Here is a 15,186-nt window from a genome sequence, read left to right on the forward strand (position 1 = left end):
CTTACATCCGGAACACGCCGAATTTCGTTTCCTCGACCTCGGCGTTCATGGCCGCGGCGAGCGACAGGCCCAGCACGTCGCGGGTCTGGGCGGGGTCGATGACCCCGTCGTCCCACAGCCTGGCGCTGGCGTAGTAGGGGTGGCCCTGATGCTCGTACTGCTCGCGGGTGGGCGCCTTGAAGGCTTCCTCTTCCTCCGCCGACCACTCGCGGCCTTCGCGCTCGATCTGTTCGCGCTTGACCTGGGCCAGCACGCCCGCCGCCTGCTCGCCGCCCATCACCGAGATGCGCGCATTCGGCCACATGAACAGCAGGTTGGGGTCGTAGGCGCGGCCGCACATGCCGTAGTTGCCGGCGCCGAAGCTGCCGCCGATCAGCACGGTGAACTTGGGCACCTTGGCGCAAGCCACCGCGGTGACCAGCTTGGCGCCGTGCTTGGCGATGCCCTCGTGCTCGTACTTGGAGCCCACCATGAAACCGGTGATGTTCTGCAGGAAGATCAGCGGGATCTTGCGCTGCGCACACAGCTCGATGAAGTGGGCGCCCTTGACCGCGGACTCGGAGAACAGCACGCCGTTGTTGGCGACGATGCCCACCGGGTAGCCGTGGATATGCGCGAAGCCGGTGACCAGGGTGTCGCCGTAGTAGCGCTTGAACTCGTCGAAGTCGGAGTCGTCGACGATGCGGGCGATCACCTCGCGCACGTCGTAGGGCTTCTTGAGGTCGGTGCCGACGATGCCGTAGAGCTCGCCCGGGTCGAGGCGCGGGGCCCTGGGCTCCTGCATCCTGAGCTGGCCGCGCTTCTGCCAGTTGAGCCGCGAGACGCTGGCGCGGGCCAGCTGCAGGGCGTGGGCGTCGTTCTCGGCGTAGTGGTCGGCCACGCCACTCTTCTTGGCGTGGACGTCGGCGCCGCCCAGGTCCTCGGCGCTGATGCTCTCGCCGGTGGCGGCCTTCACCAGGGGCGGGCCGCCCAGGAAGATGGTGCCCTGCTCGCGCACGATGATCGACTCGTCGGCCATGGCCGGCACATAGGCGCCGCCGGCGGTGCAGGAGCCCATCACCACGGCGATCTGCGGGATGCCCTCGGCGGAGAGGGTGGCCTGGTTGTAGAAGATGCGCCCGAAGTGGTCGCGGTCCGGGAAGACCTCGTCCTGGCGGGGCAGGAAGGCGCCGCCGGAGTCGACCAGGTAGATGCACGGCAGGCGGTGCTTGCGGGCGATCTCCTGGGCGCGGATATGCTTCTTCACGGTGAGCGGGAAGTAGGTGCCGCCCTTGACGGTGGCGTCGTTGGCGACGATCACGCACTCGACGCCCGAGACGCGGCCGATGCCGGTGACCACGCCGGCGGCGGGCACCGCGGAGTCGTAGACCTCATGGGCGGCCAGCGCCGAGAACTCCAGGAAGGGGGAGCCCTCGTCGATCAGGTGGTCGATGCGGTCGCGCACGAACAGCTTGCCGCGGCTCTCGTGGCGGGCGCGGGCCTTCTCGCCGCCGCCCTGGGCGATGGCGGCGGTCAGCTCGCGCAGCTTCGCCACCTCGGCGCGCATCGCCGCCTCGTTGGCCTGGAAGCCCTCGCTGCGCGGGTTGATCTGGGTGCTCAGAGTGGCCATCGGTAACCCCTTACTTGGACTCGTTGAACAGCTCGCGGCCGATCAGCATGCGGCGGATCTCGCTGGTGCCGGCGCCGATCTCGTAGAGCTTGGCGTCGCGCAACAGGCGGCCGGTGGGGTACTCGTTGATGTAGCCGTTGCCGCCCAGCAGCTGGATGGCGTCCAGCGCCACCTGGGTGGCCTTCTCGGCGCAGTAGAGGATCACGCCGGCGGCGTCCTTCCGCGAGGTCTGGCCGCGGTCGCAGCCGGCCGCCACGGCATAGAGGTAGGCGCGGCAGGCGTTCAGGGTGGTGTACATGTCGGCGATCTTGCCCTGCACCAGCTGGAACTCGCCGATGGACTGGTTGAATTGCTTCCGCTCGTGGACGTAGGGCACCACGATGTCCATGGCGGCCTGCATGATGCCGATGGGGCCGGCGGCCAGCACGGTGCGCTCGTAGTCCAGGCCGCTCATCAGCACGCGTACGCCCTTGCCGACCTCGCCGAGCACGTTCGCTTCCGGCACCTCGCAGTCCTCGAACACCAGCTCGCAGGTGTTGGAGCCGCGCATGCCCAGCTTGTCGAGCTTCTGGGCGGTGGAGAAGCCGGGCATGCCCTTCTCGATGATGAAGGCGGTGATGCCCTTGGAGCCCGCCTCGGGGTCGGTCTTGGCGTAGACCACCAGCACGTCGGCGTCGGGGCCGTTGGTGATCCACATCTTGTTGCCGTTGAGGATGTACTTGTAACCCTCCTTGCGGGCGCGCAGCTTCATGGAGACCACGTCGGAACCGGCGCCCGGCTCGGACATGGCGAGCGCCCCGACGTGCTCGCCGCTCATCAGCTTGGGCAGGTACTTGGCCTTCTGCTCGGCATTGGCATTGATCTTGAGCTGGTTGACGCAGAGGTTGGAGTGGGCGCCGTAGGAGAGGCCCACCGAGGCGCTGGCCCGGGAGATCTCCTCCAGGGCGATGCAGTGCGCCAGGTAGCCCATGCCGGTACCGCCATCCTCCTCGGAGACGGTGATGCCGAGCAGGCCCATGTCGCCGAACTTCTGCCAGAGGTCGTTGGGGAACTCGTTCTTCTCGTCGATCTCGGCGGCGCGCGGGGCGATCTCGTCGCGGGCGAAGGCGTTGACCTGCTCGCGCAGCATGTTGAGCTCTTCGTCGAGGCCGAAGTCGAGGGGCTTGTAGGGCGTATGCATGGGCGGAACTCCGTTCTTCTCGTGCGTGCTGATCGTGGGCGGTGGCGCCGTTCATGCCGCCAGCTGGCGGGCGCGACGGTGGCGCACACGTCGGCCAGTCGGGGGTAGTGAACCGTGATGGCACAAGACTAGGATAGGTTTACGTTAACGTAAAGTGCAGCTGGCGCCGTGTTCGACGAATGGTGTAGAGGCTAAGGGCGGAGGGCGAGGCAGGCCCGGCGAGACCAAAAAAGGGGCGGCCCGATGGTCGCCCCAAGTGAGGAGAGGGTGGGAAAGGGTTATTCGGCGTTGGGGAAGAACAGCTGCTGGCCGTTCACGGTGAAGTCACCGATGGCCTGCTGGCCTTCCGCAGAGAGCAGCCACTGGTGCCACTGCTCGGCCAGATCGTGCTTGAGGTGCGGGTGGCGCTCCTCGGAGATCAGGAGGCTGCCGTACTGGTTGAAGAGGGCCTCGTCGCCCTCGAACAGCAGCTCTAGGTTCTGGGGGTTCTCGAAGGCCACCCAGGTGGCGCGGTCGCTCATCACGTAGGCGTCCATGCCGGCGGCGGTGTTGAGGGTGGGGCCCATGCCGCTGCCGAGTTCGCGGTACCACTCGCCGCCCGGCTCGACGCCGGCGGCCTCCCACAGGCGCAGCTCGGCGCGGTTGGTGCCGCTGTCGTCACCGCGGGAGGCGAAGGGCGCCTCGGCCTCGGCGATCAGCTGCAGCGCCTCGGCGACGGTCTCGGCATCCGCGATGCCGGCCGGGTCGCCGCCGGGGCCGATAATCACGAAGTCGTTGTACATGACGTTGGCGCGCTCGGTGCCGTAGCCCTCCTCGACGAAGCGCTCCTCGCCGGCGGTGTCGTGGACCAGCAGGCTGTCGGCATCGCCGCGGCGGGCGATCTCGAAGGCCTGGCCGGTGCCCACGGCCACCACGCGCACCTCGATGCCGGTCTTGTCGGTGAACTGCGGGATGATGGCGTCGAACAGTCCCGAGTTCTCGGTGGAGGTGGTGGAGGCCAGGGTGATGTACTTCTCGCCATCCTCACTCTCGCTGCCCTGGGCGTGGGCCTGGGCGGCCATCGAGAGCCCCAGGATGCCGATGGCGGTGAGGGCGATGCGTGTCTTGTGGTGCATGGTCGCTTCCTTGTTATGACGGGACATGGAGTGCCGGTGGGATTCGGAGCGCCGGGCTAGAGCACCAGCTCTCCGCGGATGAAGGCCCGCGCCTCCCTCGAGGCGGGGGCCGTGAAGAAGGTGGCGGCGTCGCCGTGCTCGATCAGCCGCCCGGCGTTGAGGAACAGCACCTCGTCCGCCAGGCGCCGGGCCTGGTGCAGGTCGTGGCTGCTCATCAGGATGCGCGTGCCGCGGCGATGGAACTCTTGCACCGCATCCTCCACCGCCTGGATGGCGGCGGGGTCCAGCGCCGAGGTGGGCTCGTCGAGGAACAGCACCTCGGGGTCGAGCAGCCAGGCCCGGGCCAGCGCCAGGCGTTGCTGTTCGCCGCCGGAGAGCACCCGTGCCGGGCGTTTCTCCAGCGCCGCCAGGCCGAAGCGCTCCAGCGCCTCGCGGGCGCGGGTGCGTCGCTCGGGGCGTGGCGTGCCGTTCACCGCCAGGGCGTAGGTGAGGTTGGCCAGCGCCGAGCGCTTGAGCAGCACCGGGCGCTGGAACACCATCGCCTGGCGCGGGGTGCGCCCCTGCCAGTCCACCCGGCCCGCCGAGGGGGCCAGCAGGCCGTGGGCCAGGCGCATCAGCAGGCTCTTGCCGGCGCCGTTGGGCCCCATCACCAGGGTGCGTCGGCAGCCGGTGAGGCGCAGGTCCAGCGGGCCCAGCAGGCGCTGGCCACGGTGGGTGAAGGTGACGCCCTGCAGCTCGAGCGGCGGTGTCCCGGTGAGGGTCGGGGTGGCCATGTCGTTCATCCCAGCCTCCTCCGCGATGTCTCGCCCACCAGGTAGGCGCCGGCGTTGACCAGCGCCACCAGCCCCAGCAGCACGATGCCCAGCCCCAGCGCCAGCGGCAGGTCGCCCTTGCTGGTCTCCAGCACGATGGCGGTGGTCATCACCCGGGTGACGCCGTCGATGTTGCCGCCCACGATCATCACCGCCCCCACCTCGGCGCTGGCGCGCCCGAAGCCGGCGAGCACCACCGTGACCAGCCCCAGGCGGGCGTCCCACAGCAGGGTGGGGATCATGCGTAGCCGTGAGAGCCCCAGGGAGGTGAGCTGCTCTCGATACTCGTGATGCAGCTCCTCTACCTGCTGGCGCGCCAGGGCGGCGATGATCGGCAGCACCAGTACCACCTGGGCCACCACCATGGCGGTGGGGGTGAAGAGCAGCCCCAGCTCGCCCAGCGGCCCGGCGCGGGAGAGGAGCAGGTAGACACACAGCCCCGCCACCACCGGCGGCAGGCCCATCAGGGCGTTGAGGGCCACCACCACGGCGCCGTGGCCGGGGAAGCGCCACAGCGCCAGCGCCGCGCCGAGCGGCAGGCCCACCAGGGTGGCGATCGCCACGGCGGTCAGCGATACCCGCAGCGACAGGGCCACGATGCCCAGCAGGTCGGGATCGAGGCCGAGGATCAGGTCGAGGGCGGTGGCGAAGGCGCCGGCGTCGCTGGCCATGGGGGTCTCCATCAGTTAACTGGCATCTTGTGCGTTACCAAGGCAGACTTCATCCAACGATGGAATTCATGCAGCCATATGCCACTGAATGCACCTTCGGTCGCTATTTCCCTTGAGGAGTCGCCGTGCACGCCTACCTGACCACCGCCGAGGTGGCCGACTACCTGCGCCTCAAGGAGCGCAAGGTCTACGATCTGGTTCGCCAGGGGGAGCTTCCCTGCGTGCGGGTGACCGGCAAGCTGCTGTTCCCGCGCCAGAGCATCGACCTGTGGCTGATGAACCATCTGGAAGGTGATCAGGCCTCGGCACGCCCGGTGCCGGTGGTGCTGGCCGGCAGCCAAGACCCGCTGCTGGAGTGGGCGGTGCGCGAGAGCGGCTCCGAACTGGCGCTACTCTGCCAGGGCAGCGGCGATGGCGTGCGCCGCCTGCTGGCCGGCCAGGCCATGCTGGCCGGGCTGCACCTGCTGGACGACGAGACCGGCCGCTACAACGAACCGGCCCGCCTGGGGCTCGCCGGGATGCGTGACCTGGTGCTGGTGCGCTGGGCGATACGGCGTCAGGGCCTGCTGCTGGCGCCGGGCAATCCGCTGGGCATCCGGCGCCTGGCGGACCTGGCGCGCCCCGGGGTGCGCGTCGCCCACCGCCAGCCCGATGCCGGGGCGAGCCGGCTGCTGGAGTGGCTGCTCTCCCGGGCCGGCCTGCCCGCGGAGCGCCTCGACTGGGCGCCGCATCCCGCGCTTTCCGAGGACGACCTGGCCCTGGCGGTGCGCCAGGGCGAGGCGGATGCGGGCGTGGGGGTGGAGGCGGCGGCCCGGCGCCAGGGGCTCGACTTCCTGCCCCTGCATGAGGAGTGCTTCGACCTCGCCCTGCGCCGGCGCAGCTATTTCGAGCCGCCGGTGCAGCGGCTGCTCGCCTTCGCCCGCGAGCCCCGCTTCATCGAGCGCGCCGAGGCACTGGGCGGCTACGACCTCCAGGAACTGGGCCGGGTGGTCTATAACGCCTGACACAGATACGGACACGGACCTCGGGCCGGGTGCGGCCGATGCAAGACGATCCGCCGGGATGTTGCCTGCTTTTCATTTGACCCAGGTGCATAGAGAGCCACGCTCAAGTGAGACCCAGCGCTACGGATCGGGATGCCATGGCAGGCAAGGCGTGAAGGGAAGGTGACGCGAAGGAGAACCCCACCCTGATCAGCATGGCGCCGATGGGTCGGGAGGTGTGAGATGAGTGATACAACCCTGTACCAGCGCCTGGGCGGCGACAGCGGCATCGCCGCCCTGGTGGAAGACATCGTCGAGGCGCATCTGCAGAACCCAGCCATCCAGGCCCGCTACCTGCCGGCCAAGGACGACCCGGCCCACTTCGAGGAGCTGAAGGGACACCTGCGCGACTTCCTCTCCGCCGGCAGCGGCGGCCCGGCGACCTACCGCGGCAGGAACATGCTGGAGGCGCACCGTGGCATGAACGTCAACGAGGTTGAATACATGGCCGTGCTCGACGATATCCAGCGCGTGCTGGAGCGCCATGGCGTGGACGAGCCGACCCGCCAGGAGATGCTCGGCATCACCTACTCGCTCAAGGACGAGATCCTGCACGTCTGACGAAGCTGACGTGCGCCGCGTGCCCGGCGCCTCAGGGCGTCGGGCATCCCTACATCAGCAGGTCGCCCTCCAGGGGCACGAAGCGCGTGGCCGACTGGATCAGGGCGCTGGCGGTGAGGGCGGGCACCCCATAGACCTCGACCTCCACGCCATGCTCCTGGCGCAGGGCGTCCGCCAGCAGCGCGAAGTCTCCGTCGCCGGAGGCAAGCACCACCACGTCGACGTCGTCGGCATGCTTCACCGCGTCCAGGGTGATGCCCACGTCCCAGTCGCCCTTGGCCGAGCCGTCGGCCCGCTGGATGAAGGGCTTGAGCCTCACCTCGAAGCCGATCCCGCGCAGGATGTTCTGGAACTGGCGCTGCTTCGCGTCGCCGCGATCGATGGCATAGGCCAGCGCCTTGACCACCCGGCGATCCCGGGTGGCCCGGGCCCACAGGGCGTTGTAGTCGATATGGCGCCCATAGGCGTGGCGCGCGGTGTAGTAGAGGTTCTGCACATCCACCAGCAGCAGTACGCTCTGCATGACGGGACTCTCTTGGCAGGAGGGTGGCAGCGGGACGGGCCTGGCGGTCAGCACAGGCGGCTGCCGAGCAGCAGCAGGGCGCCGTCGAGACGGTGCCAGCCCCACCATACCAGCGCCAGGGCGGCGGCGGTGACCAGCGCCGCGGTCAGGCGCAGGGCCAGTCGACGGCTCATGCCTGCGCCTCCCGGGGCACGCCGCGCGTCACCGGGGCCTCGCTGATCCACCAGTGCAGCGCGGCGGCCACCACCCCGAGCAGGATGGCGAGCTTCCAGACCACGTCGTAGTCGCCCTGCAGGTCGTAGAGCAGCCCGCCCAGCCAGACCCCCATGAAGGAGCCGAGCTGGTGGAAGAGGAAGACGATGCCACCCAGCATGGAGAGGTGCTGCACGCCGAACACCGAGGCGACGATGCCGTTGGTGAGCGGCACCGTGGAGAGCCACAGCAGGCCCATGGCGATGCCGAATATATAGGTGCTGGCGGGGCTCAGCGGTGCCATCAGGAAGAGGCTGATGACCAGCGCCCGGGTGAGGTAGATGCCGCTCAGTAGTCGGGGCTTGGCATAGCGGCCACCCAGCCAGCCGGCGGTATAGGTGCCGGCGATGTTGAACAGGCCGATCAGCGCCAGGGTGGTGCTGCCCACCTGGACGGCGATGCCGTTGTCGTAGAGGTAGCCCGGCAGGTGCACGCCGATGAACACCACCTGGAAGCCGCACACGAAGAAGCCCAGGCAGAGCAGCCAGAAGCCGCGATGATTGGCGGCCTCGTTGAGCGCCGCCCCCAGGCTGATGTCGCTGGCGGCCTTGGCCGAGGGGCGGTCGCGCAGCATCAGCCCCAGCGGCAGCATCAGGGCGCCGATGGCGGCCATGGCGAGCAGCGCCGCCGACCAGCCGAGCCACTCCAGCAGCCCCAGGGTGCCGGGCAGCATGGCGAACTGGCCGAAGGAGCCGGCGGCGCTGACGATGCCCATGGCCATGCTGCGCTTCTCCGGGGCCACGGCGCGGCCCACCGCACCCAGCACCACCGAGAAGGTGGTGCCGGAGAGCCCCAGGCCGATCAGCACCCCGGCGGAGAGCGTCATGCCCAGCGCCGACTCCGAGAGCCCCATGAACAGCAGTCCCAGCGCGTAGAGCGCCCCCCCGGCCACCACCACCCGGGCAGCGCCGAAGCGGTCCGCGAGGGCGCCGGCGAAGGGCTGGGAGAGGCCCCACAGCAGGTTCTGGATGGCCAGGGCGAAGGCGAAGACCCCGCGGCCCCAGCCGAGCTCGGCACTCATGGGCTCAAGGAAGAGCCCGAAGCCGTGGCGCAGGCCCATGGCCAGGGTCACCACCAGGCTGCCGAGCACGAGGATCATCAGGGAGTGGCGGCGCAGTGAATCCATCGTCGTTCCGTTCTTGTGGGGGTAAGTGGCAGCCATGGGTGCGGTTTGCAGGCTAATAGGTGCCACTATCGCCCGATGCCGACTGGCTGGCTAGCGTCTCTTTATGGCGACAGCGGCGTCGCCGACGCGCCACATGTGCCGAGGTTGCCGGCTTGGCTAGAATGCGCGGCGTCACGCCACACCACGATCAAGGAGGATTCATGTCCCGGCGCGCGTTTCTCCCCTTTGCCCTCGTCCTCGCGGCGACCATGCTGACCGGCTGCAGCTATACCCCGGCCCGCATCGACCCCGAGCCGCTGATCGTCATCGGCGACGATCGCGGTGGCTATCATTCCCGCTCCCACGGCGGCTACTTCTGCCCGCCGGGCCAGGCCAAGAAGGGGCGCTGCTGAGGGCGCCTTCACCCATCGCCATGGCCACCTTCCCCCGGTGGCCGATCCCCGGGCAGGTGGCGGGTGCCGGCCACGCCCGGCAGTCGCCGACGCAGGGCGGCCTTGCCCATCATGTGGGCGCTGACCGGGGCGGTGGCGAACAGGAAGATCGTCACCAGCGCCTCCTGCACCGAGATGCCGTCCTGCTGATAGCTGAAGGTGAGCAGCGAGCCGATCAGGGTGCAGCCGACCCCCAGGGTGCTGGCCTTGGTGGGACCGTGCAGGCGGGTGTAGAAGTCGGGCAGCTTGGCCAGGCCCCAGGAGCCGATCAGCGCCACCAGGGCGCCGAACAGCAGGAACAGGGCGACCACGAGCTGCAGCAGCCACGGCATGTCGATGCTGGTCATTCGATGACGTCCCCCCGCAGCAGGTACTTGCTCATGGCCACGGTGCCGACGAAGCCCATCAGGGCGATCAGCAGGGCCAGCTCGAAGAGCACGCCGAGCCCCATGCGCAGGTCGGCCAGCACGATCAGCGCGATGCTGTTGATCATCAGGGTGTCCAGCGCCAGGATCCGGTCGACGATGTCCGGGCCCACGGCCAGCCGGTAGAGGTTGAGCAGGGCGGCGACGGCGAACAGCGCCATCGCGACGGGTATCACCACGGCGATCATCGAAAGATCTCCTCGAGCGGCTTCTCGTAGCGTTCACGGATGGCGGCGATGGCCTCGGCCTCGTCCTCCAGGTGCAGGGCGTGCACCAGCAGGGTATTGGCCTTCGCGTCATGGTGGAGCGACACGGTGCCCGGCGTCAGCGAGATGGTGCTGGCCAGGATGGTGATGGCGAAGTCGTCCTCCAGGGCGAGCGGATAGGTGAAGAAGCCCGGCTTCAGGTGGCGGGCAGGGCGCAGGATGCGCAGCGCCACCACCAGGTTGGAGCGCAGGATGTCCACCAGCAGCACCAGCAGGTAGCGCAGCAGCGGCAGGGGGCGACGGATCCTCGCCTCCTCGGGCCAGAAGCCGTGGGTCACGAAGGGAATGGCCACCCCCAGGGCGAGGCCCAGCAGGGCATGGGCCACGCTGACCTCGTTGACCATCAGCAGCCACAGCAGCGCCAGGAAGACCGAGAACAGCGGGTGCGGCAGCCAGTGTAGCCAGCGGCGGGCGGATGGCGTCATGGCGACACCTCCTGGACGGCGGCGCGGGCATCCGGCAGCACGGCGTCGATGTAGGCGTGGGGGTCGAGCAGCTGCTCCGCGGTCAGCGCGAGGTAGCCCATCACCGGCTCGCCGAAGGCCGCCAGGGCGCCGTTGAGGCCGACCATGGTGGCCACCAGGGTGAGCAGCCCGGGACGCAGCGGATAGGGCCTGGCCATCTCCCCCGGGCGCCAGAACCAGCTGCTGCCGGTGCGGCTGATGGCGATGATCACCAGCAGCGCCGAGGCCAGCAGTATCCCCCATAGCCACAGCGCCCGCGGTTCGGCGGCGCTGGCCTGGAGGATCCACGCCTTGCTGACGAAGCCGCCGAAGGGCGGCAGCCCCGCCATGGCGATGCCGGCGACGAAGAACAGCGTGCCCAGCCGCCAGCGATGCCCGATGGGGCCGGTCGCCGCGAAGCGGTCGTAGCCCGACTCGCGCTGCTGGCCCAGCAGGTCGGCGAGCAGGAAGAACACCGCGGCCATGCCGGTGCTGTGGATCAGGTAGAAGAGCGCGGCGCCCAGGGCGGCCGGGGTCACCAGGCTGATGGTGGCCAGCAGAGTGCCCACCGAGAGGATCACCAGGTAGGCGGTCAGGGTGCGCAGGCTGTCCGAGCCCAGCGCCCCGATGCCGCCCAGCGCCAGGGTCAGCAGCGCCAGGGGCCACAGCCAGCCCCAGGCGGTCGCGGCGACGGGGGACTCGCCCAGCGCGAAGACCAGCAGGAAGACCCGCAGGATGGCGTAGACCCCGACCTTGGTCATGATGGCGAAGAGCGCGGCCACCGGGGCACTGGCGGCCGAGTAGGCCCGTGGCAGCCAGAACAACAGCGGCAGGATCGCCGCCTTGATGCCGAACACCACCAGCAGGATCAGGCTGGCGGCGGCGAGCAGCGGGGCGTCCTCGGGCGGGGCCTCGGCCACGCGCAGCGCCAGGTCGGCCATGTTGAGGGTGCCGGTGAGGCCGTAGAGGGTGCCCAGCGCGATCAGGAACAGCGCCGAGCCCGCCAGGTTGATGATCACGTAGTGCAGCCCGGCGCGGCTGCGGGCGCGGCCGCCGCCGTGGAGCAGCAGGGCGTAGGAGGCGATCAGCAGGATCTCGAAGAACACGAAGAGGTTGAACAGGTCGCCGGTGAGGAAGGCGCCGTTGAGGCCGGCCAGCTGGAACTGGAAGAGGGCATGGAAGTGGGCGCCGCGCCGGTCGGTGCCGCCGCTGGCGTAGATCAGGCAGCACAGCCCCAGCACCGCAGTCAGCGCCAGCATCACGGCGGCCAGGCGGTCGAGCACCAGCACGATGCCGAAGGGGGCCGGCCAGTCGCCCAGCTGGTAGAGCAGGTGCTCCCCCGAGCCCGCCGTGGCCAGGGCCCAGATGCCCAGCAGCACCAGCCAGGCGGTGCTGGCGAAGCCCAGCAGGCGCTGCAGGGGGAAGGGCGCGCGGTAGAACAGCAGCTGGCCGGCCCCGGTGATCAGCGGCAGCAGGATGGGCAGGATCAGGGCATGGTTCATGCGCGGTCCTCGTCGGGGTTCTCGCCGTCGACATGGTCGTTGCGCAGCTCCACCGCGGCCTTGAGGGCCAGCACCACCACGAAGGCGGTCATGGCGAAGCCGATGACGATGGCGGTGAGCACCAGGGCCTGGGGCAGGGGATCCGCGGCGCGCTCCGCCAGGCCGACGATGGCCGGGGCCCCGGCGACCAGGCGCCCCGAGGCGAACAGGTAGAGGTTGACCGCATGGGAGAGCAGCGTCAGCCCCAGGATCACCGTGAAGGTGCGGGCGCGCAGCAGCAGGTAGACGCCGCAGGTGGTGAGCACGCCGAGGGTGAGCGCGTAGAGCAGTTCCATCAGCCGATCTCCTCGCCGGGGCCGGCCACGGTCATCAGCTTGCCGAGGTTGGCCAGGATCAAGAGCGTCGCGCCGACCACGGTGGCGTAGACGCCGAGGTCGAAGAGCATGGCTGTGGCCAGCTCGACCTCGCCGACCAGCGGCAGGTGCAGGTGGCCATGGGCCGAGGTGAGGAAGGGGAAGCCGAACAGCCAGCTGCCGAGGCCGGTGGCGGTGGCGATCAGCACGCCGGCACCGATCAGCGGCCGGAAGGCGGTGAGCATGCGCGCCTGGGCCCACACCAGCCCGCCGGCCATGTACTGCAGGGTCAGCGCCACCGCGGTGATCAGCCCGGCGATGAAGCCGCCGCCAGGAAGGTTGTGGCCGCGCAGGAAGATGTAGGCCGAGACCAGCAGGGCGATGGGCAGCACCAGCCGTGCCACGGTGCGCAGCATGATGGGGTATGGCTCGGCGACCCAGTGGGCGGGGTTGGTCTCGACCACCCGCTCCTTGAGGTGCAGGTCGCGGGTGAAGGCGAACACCGCCAGCGCGGCGATGCCCAGCACGGTGATCTCGCCCAGGGTGTCGAAGCCGCGGAAGTCCACCAGGATGACGTTGACCACGTTGCTGCCGCCACCCCCGGGCACGCTGTTGGCCAGGAAGAAGTCGGCGATCGTCTGCTGGGGGCGGGTCAGGATGGCGAAGCTGAAGGCCGCCACGCCGACGCCCATCAGCCCGGCGATGGCCAGGTCACGGCCCATGCGCAGCCGGGTCGAGCCCCGGGGCGAGGTCTGCGGCAGGAAGGAGAGCGCCAGCATCATGATCACCACCGCCATCACCTCCACCATCAGCTGGGTCAGGGCGAGGTCGGGGGCCGAGAAGCGGGCGAAGGTGACGGTGACGAAGAGCCCGCTGACCCCCAGCAGCAGCAGCGCCGGCAGGCGATGGTGGTGGAAGACCACCACGCCGATGGCGGAGAGGCACAGCAGCACGGCGGCCAGCAGGGTCAGCGGGTCGAGCGGGGAGAGTGCCGCGCCGCCGTGCCAGTGGGTCACGCCACCGAGCGCGAGCCCCACCAGCACCACCACGGTGGCCATGATGAAGGTCAGGTAGCGCTGCAGCGAGCCGTTCTCGAGCTGGAAGACGCGGCGCTGGGAGAGGGCGATGGTGCGGCGCATCAGCCAGTCGAAGATCTCCTTGGCGTCGACCTGGGGCAGCCGCGCGTGGAGGCGGAACAGCGGGTCGCGCCAGTGGTAGAAGAGCACGCCGCCGGCCAGGGCGAACAGGCTCATCAGCATCGGCACCCGGCCCCCGAGGGCAGCGATGTCGTAGGGCGTGACCATGGCCTGGCGTGCCGCGGCGAAGGCGGGGTGGACCAGGCCGGCGTAGAAGGCCTGCGGGGCGAGCCCCACCAGCAGGGTGGCCAGGGTCAGCAGCGCGATGGGCGACAGCGCCGCCGCCCGCGGCGAGGTGGGGGGCCACACCGGCAGGTCGATCGGTCGGCCGTTGAAGAAGACGTTGTGGAAGATGCGGATCGAGTAGGCCACCGAGAACAGGGCGGCCAGGGTCACCCAGAGGGGAATCACCACCACCGCCCAGTCGGGGGCCGTGACCTGCAGGCTCTCGGCGAACAGCATCTTCTTGCTCAGGTAGCCGCTCATCAGTGGCAGGCCGGCCATGGCGGCGGCGGAGACGGCCGAGAGCCCCATCAGTGCCGGCATGAAGCGCCACATGCCGTTGATCCGGCGCATGTCGCGGGTGCCGGTGGCGCGATCCACGTAGCCCGCCATCATGAACAGCGGCGCCTTGAATAGCGCATGGCACACCAGGTGGAAGAGCGCCGCCGCCACGGCCATGGGGGTGCCCAGCCCCAGCAGCAGCATGACGAGCCCCAGGTGGGAGACCGTGGAGTAGGCCAGCAGCCCCTTCATGTCGTGCATGAACATGGCCACGAAGGCGCCCACCATCAGCGTCAGCATGCCGGTCAGGGTGACCAGGTGGAACCACGGTGCGGTGTCGCCCAGCGCCGGGTGCAGCCGGGCGACCAGGAACAGCCCCGCCTTGACCATGGTCGCGCTGTGCAGGTAGGCGGAAACCGGCGTCGGCGCCGTCATGGCGTGGGGCAGCCAGAGGTGGAAGGGGAACTGGGCCGACTTGGTGAAGGCGCCGAGCAGGATCAGGTTGAGCATCAGCGCGTAGTGCTCGTGGTCGCGGAGGCGCTCGCCCGCCGCCAGCACCGCGGAGAGCTCGTAGCTGCCGGCGGCCTCGCCCAGCAGCACCACGCCGGCGAGCAGCGCCAGGCCGCCGCCACCGGTGATCACCAGCGACATGCGGGCGCCGAGGCGCGCCGCGTGGTCGTGGGTGTGGTAGCCGATCAGCAGGAAGGAGACCAGGCTGGTCAGCTCCCAGAACACCAGCATGAACAGCAGGTTCTCGGAGAGCACGATGCCCAGCATCGCCGCCATGAACAGCAGGATCAGGGTGAAGAAGCGCGCCGAGGTGGCGCTGCCCTCGAAGTAGTAGCGGGCGTAGAGCAGGATCAGGCAGCCGATGGCGGTGATCAGCAGGGCGAACAGCAGCCCCAGGCCGTCGAGGCGGAAGGCGATGTCGAGGCCCAGCGAGGGCAGCCAGGCGAGCCGCTGGACCACGGCCTCGCCGCCGGCCGCCATGTGCGGCAGCCAGCTCAGCAGGATCAGCAGGGTCAGGGTGGCGGGGATGGCGGCCACCGCGGCCAGCAGGCGCGACGACTGGCCCCGCATCAGGGCGGGCAGGCAGGCCCCCGTCAGGGGCAGCAGGATGATCAGCGCCAGCGGCATCAGACTCGCCTCCCTGTCCGGCAGTGGTCGCTTCCCACACTATAGCGACCGCGCCGGCTAGGGCAGGCGCCGGGTTCAACGCTGCGGGCCGCCAGGC

The 15,186-nt window shown here is 69.7% G+C and carries 17 protein-coding genes; 3 read left to right on the top strand and 14 right to left on the bottom strand.

Annotated features, from left to right (window positions below):
• Position 1 precedes the first annotated feature (1 nt).
• From BLP95_RS13325 to BLP95_RS13345, 5 genes are all read right to left on the bottom strand, one after another.
• A complete protein-coding gene (locus BLP95_RS13325) occupies positions 2 to 1,609 on the bottom strand; it encodes a carboxyl transferase domain-containing protein (protein WP_089680177.1) in 1,608 nt (535 codons plus the stop codon).
• Between the two features lie 10 nt (positions 1,610 to 1,619).
• Entirely contained in the window at positions 1,620 to 2,789 is a 1,170-nt protein-coding gene (locus BLP95_RS13330) for an isovaleryl-CoA dehydrogenase (RefSeq protein WP_089680178.1), read from the bottom strand.
• 278 nt (positions 2,790 to 3,067) lie between these two features.
• On the bottom strand, positions 3,068 to 3,904 hold the full coding sequence (locus BLP95_RS13335; RefSeq protein ID WP_218118545.1) for an ABC transporter substrate-binding protein: 837 nt from the start codon (positions 3,902 to 3,904) through the stop codon (positions 3,068 to 3,070).
• 56 nt (positions 3,905 to 3,960) lie between these two features.
• Positions 3,961 to 4,686: an ATP-binding cassette domain-containing protein gene (locus tag BLP95_RS13340; protein ID WP_089680180.1), complete on the bottom strand. Its 726-nt coding sequence runs from the start codon at positions 4,684 to 4,686 to the stop codon at positions 3,961 to 3,963.
• Positions 4,683 to 5,387 (bottom strand): ABC transporter permease, encoded by a 705-nt coding sequence (locus BLP95_RS13345; protein WP_089680182.1) that lies wholly within the window; start codon positions 5,385 to 5,387, stop codon positions 4,683 to 4,685. The genes BLP95_RS13340 and BLP95_RS13345 overlap by 4 nt, the downstream gene beginning before the upstream one ends.
• Before the next feature lie 125 nt (positions 5,388 to 5,512).
• Between BLP95_RS13345 and BLP95_RS13350 the strand changes: the two genes are divergently transcribed.
• Together BLP95_RS13350 and BLP95_RS13355 are read left to right on the top strand one after the other, a co-directional pair.
• Entirely contained in the window at positions 5,513 to 6,391 is an 879-nt protein-coding gene (locus BLP95_RS13350; RefSeq protein WP_089680184.1) for a helix-turn-helix transcriptional regulator, read from the top strand.
• 222 nt (positions 6,392 to 6,613) lie between these two features.
• On the top strand, positions 6,614 to 6,991 hold the full coding sequence (locus BLP95_RS13355) for a group I truncated hemoglobin (protein ID WP_089680186.1): 378 nt from the start codon (positions 6,614 to 6,616) through the stop codon (positions 6,989 to 6,991).
• A gap of 49 nt (positions 6,992 to 7,040) precedes the next feature.
• Here BLP95_RS13355 and BLP95_RS13360 read toward each other — a convergent pair whose 3' ends face one another.
• The 3 genes from BLP95_RS13360 to BLP95_RS13365 are packed head-to-tail and all read right to left on the bottom strand — an operon-like array spanning position 7,041 to position 8,892.
• Positions 7,041 to 7,514, bottom strand: a complete 474-nt coding sequence (locus BLP95_RS13360) for a LabA-like NYN domain-containing protein (RefSeq protein ID WP_089680188.1) — start codon at positions 7,512 to 7,514, stop codon at positions 7,041 to 7,043.
• Between the two features lie 47 nt (positions 7,515 to 7,561).
• Positions 7,562 to 7,687, bottom strand: a complete 126-nt coding sequence (locus tag BLP95_RS17190; RefSeq protein ID WP_281187381.1) for a hypothetical protein — start codon at positions 7,685 to 7,687, stop codon at positions 7,562 to 7,564.
• Entirely contained in the window at positions 7,684 to 8,892 is a 1,209-nt protein-coding gene (locus BLP95_RS13365) for an MFS transporter (protein WP_089680190.1), read from the bottom strand. The genes BLP95_RS17190 and BLP95_RS13365 overlap by 4 nt, the downstream gene beginning before the upstream one ends.
• A 200-nt stretch (positions 8,893 to 9,092) precedes the next feature.
• On the opposite strand from BLP95_RS13365, the gene BLP95_RS13370 reads away from it, so the two are divergent.
• Positions 9,093 to 9,284 (top strand): hypothetical protein, encoded by a 192-nt coding sequence (locus BLP95_RS13370; RefSeq protein ID WP_089680191.1) that lies wholly within the window; start codon positions 9,093 to 9,095, stop codon positions 9,282 to 9,284.
• Between the two features lie 8 nt (positions 9,285 to 9,292).
• On the opposite strand, the gene BLP95_RS13375 is transcribed toward BLP95_RS13370, so the two are convergent.
• The 6 genes from BLP95_RS13375 to BLP95_RS13400 are packed head-to-tail and all read right to left on the bottom strand — an operon-like array spanning position 9,293 to position 15,089.
• Positions 9,293 to 9,670: a Na+/H+ antiporter subunit G gene (locus BLP95_RS13375; RefSeq protein ID WP_245678761.1), complete on the bottom strand. Its 378-nt coding sequence runs from the start codon at positions 9,668 to 9,670 to the stop codon at positions 9,293 to 9,295.
• Entirely contained in the window at positions 9,667 to 9,936 is a 270-nt protein-coding gene (locus BLP95_RS13380) for a K+/H+ antiporter subunit F (protein ID WP_089680193.1), read from the bottom strand. The genes BLP95_RS13375 and BLP95_RS13380 overlap by 4 nt, the downstream gene beginning before the upstream one ends.
• Positions 9,933 to 10,439 (bottom strand): Na+/H+ antiporter subunit E, encoded by a 507-nt coding sequence (locus BLP95_RS13385; protein ID WP_089680195.1) that lies wholly within the window; start codon positions 10,437 to 10,439, stop codon positions 9,933 to 9,935. Before BLP95_RS13385 ends, BLP95_RS13380 begins: the two co-directional genes overlap by 4 nt.
• Positions 10,436 to 11,959, bottom strand: a complete 1,524-nt coding sequence (locus BLP95_RS13390; RefSeq protein ID WP_089680197.1) for a monovalent cation/H+ antiporter subunit D — start codon at positions 11,957 to 11,959, stop codon at positions 10,436 to 10,438. Before BLP95_RS13390 ends, BLP95_RS13385 begins: the two co-directional genes overlap by 4 nt.
• Entirely contained in the window at positions 11,956 to 12,294 is a 339-nt protein-coding gene (locus BLP95_RS13395) for a Na+/H+ antiporter subunit C (protein WP_089680199.1), read from the bottom strand. Before BLP95_RS13395 ends, BLP95_RS13390 begins: the two co-directional genes overlap by 4 nt.
• Entirely contained in the window at positions 12,294 to 15,089 is a 2,796-nt protein-coding gene (locus BLP95_RS13400) for a monovalent cation/H+ antiporter subunit A (protein WP_089680201.1), read from the bottom strand. The genes BLP95_RS13395 and BLP95_RS13400 overlap by 1 nt, the downstream gene beginning before the upstream one ends.
• Positions 15,090 to 15,186 lie beyond the last annotated feature (97 nt).

It is taken from the genome of Halomonas shengliensis, assembly GCF_900104135.1.
GTDB classification, from domain to species: Bacteria; Pseudomonadota; Gammaproteobacteria; order Pseudomonadales; family Halomonadaceae; genus Halomonas; species Halomonas shengliensis.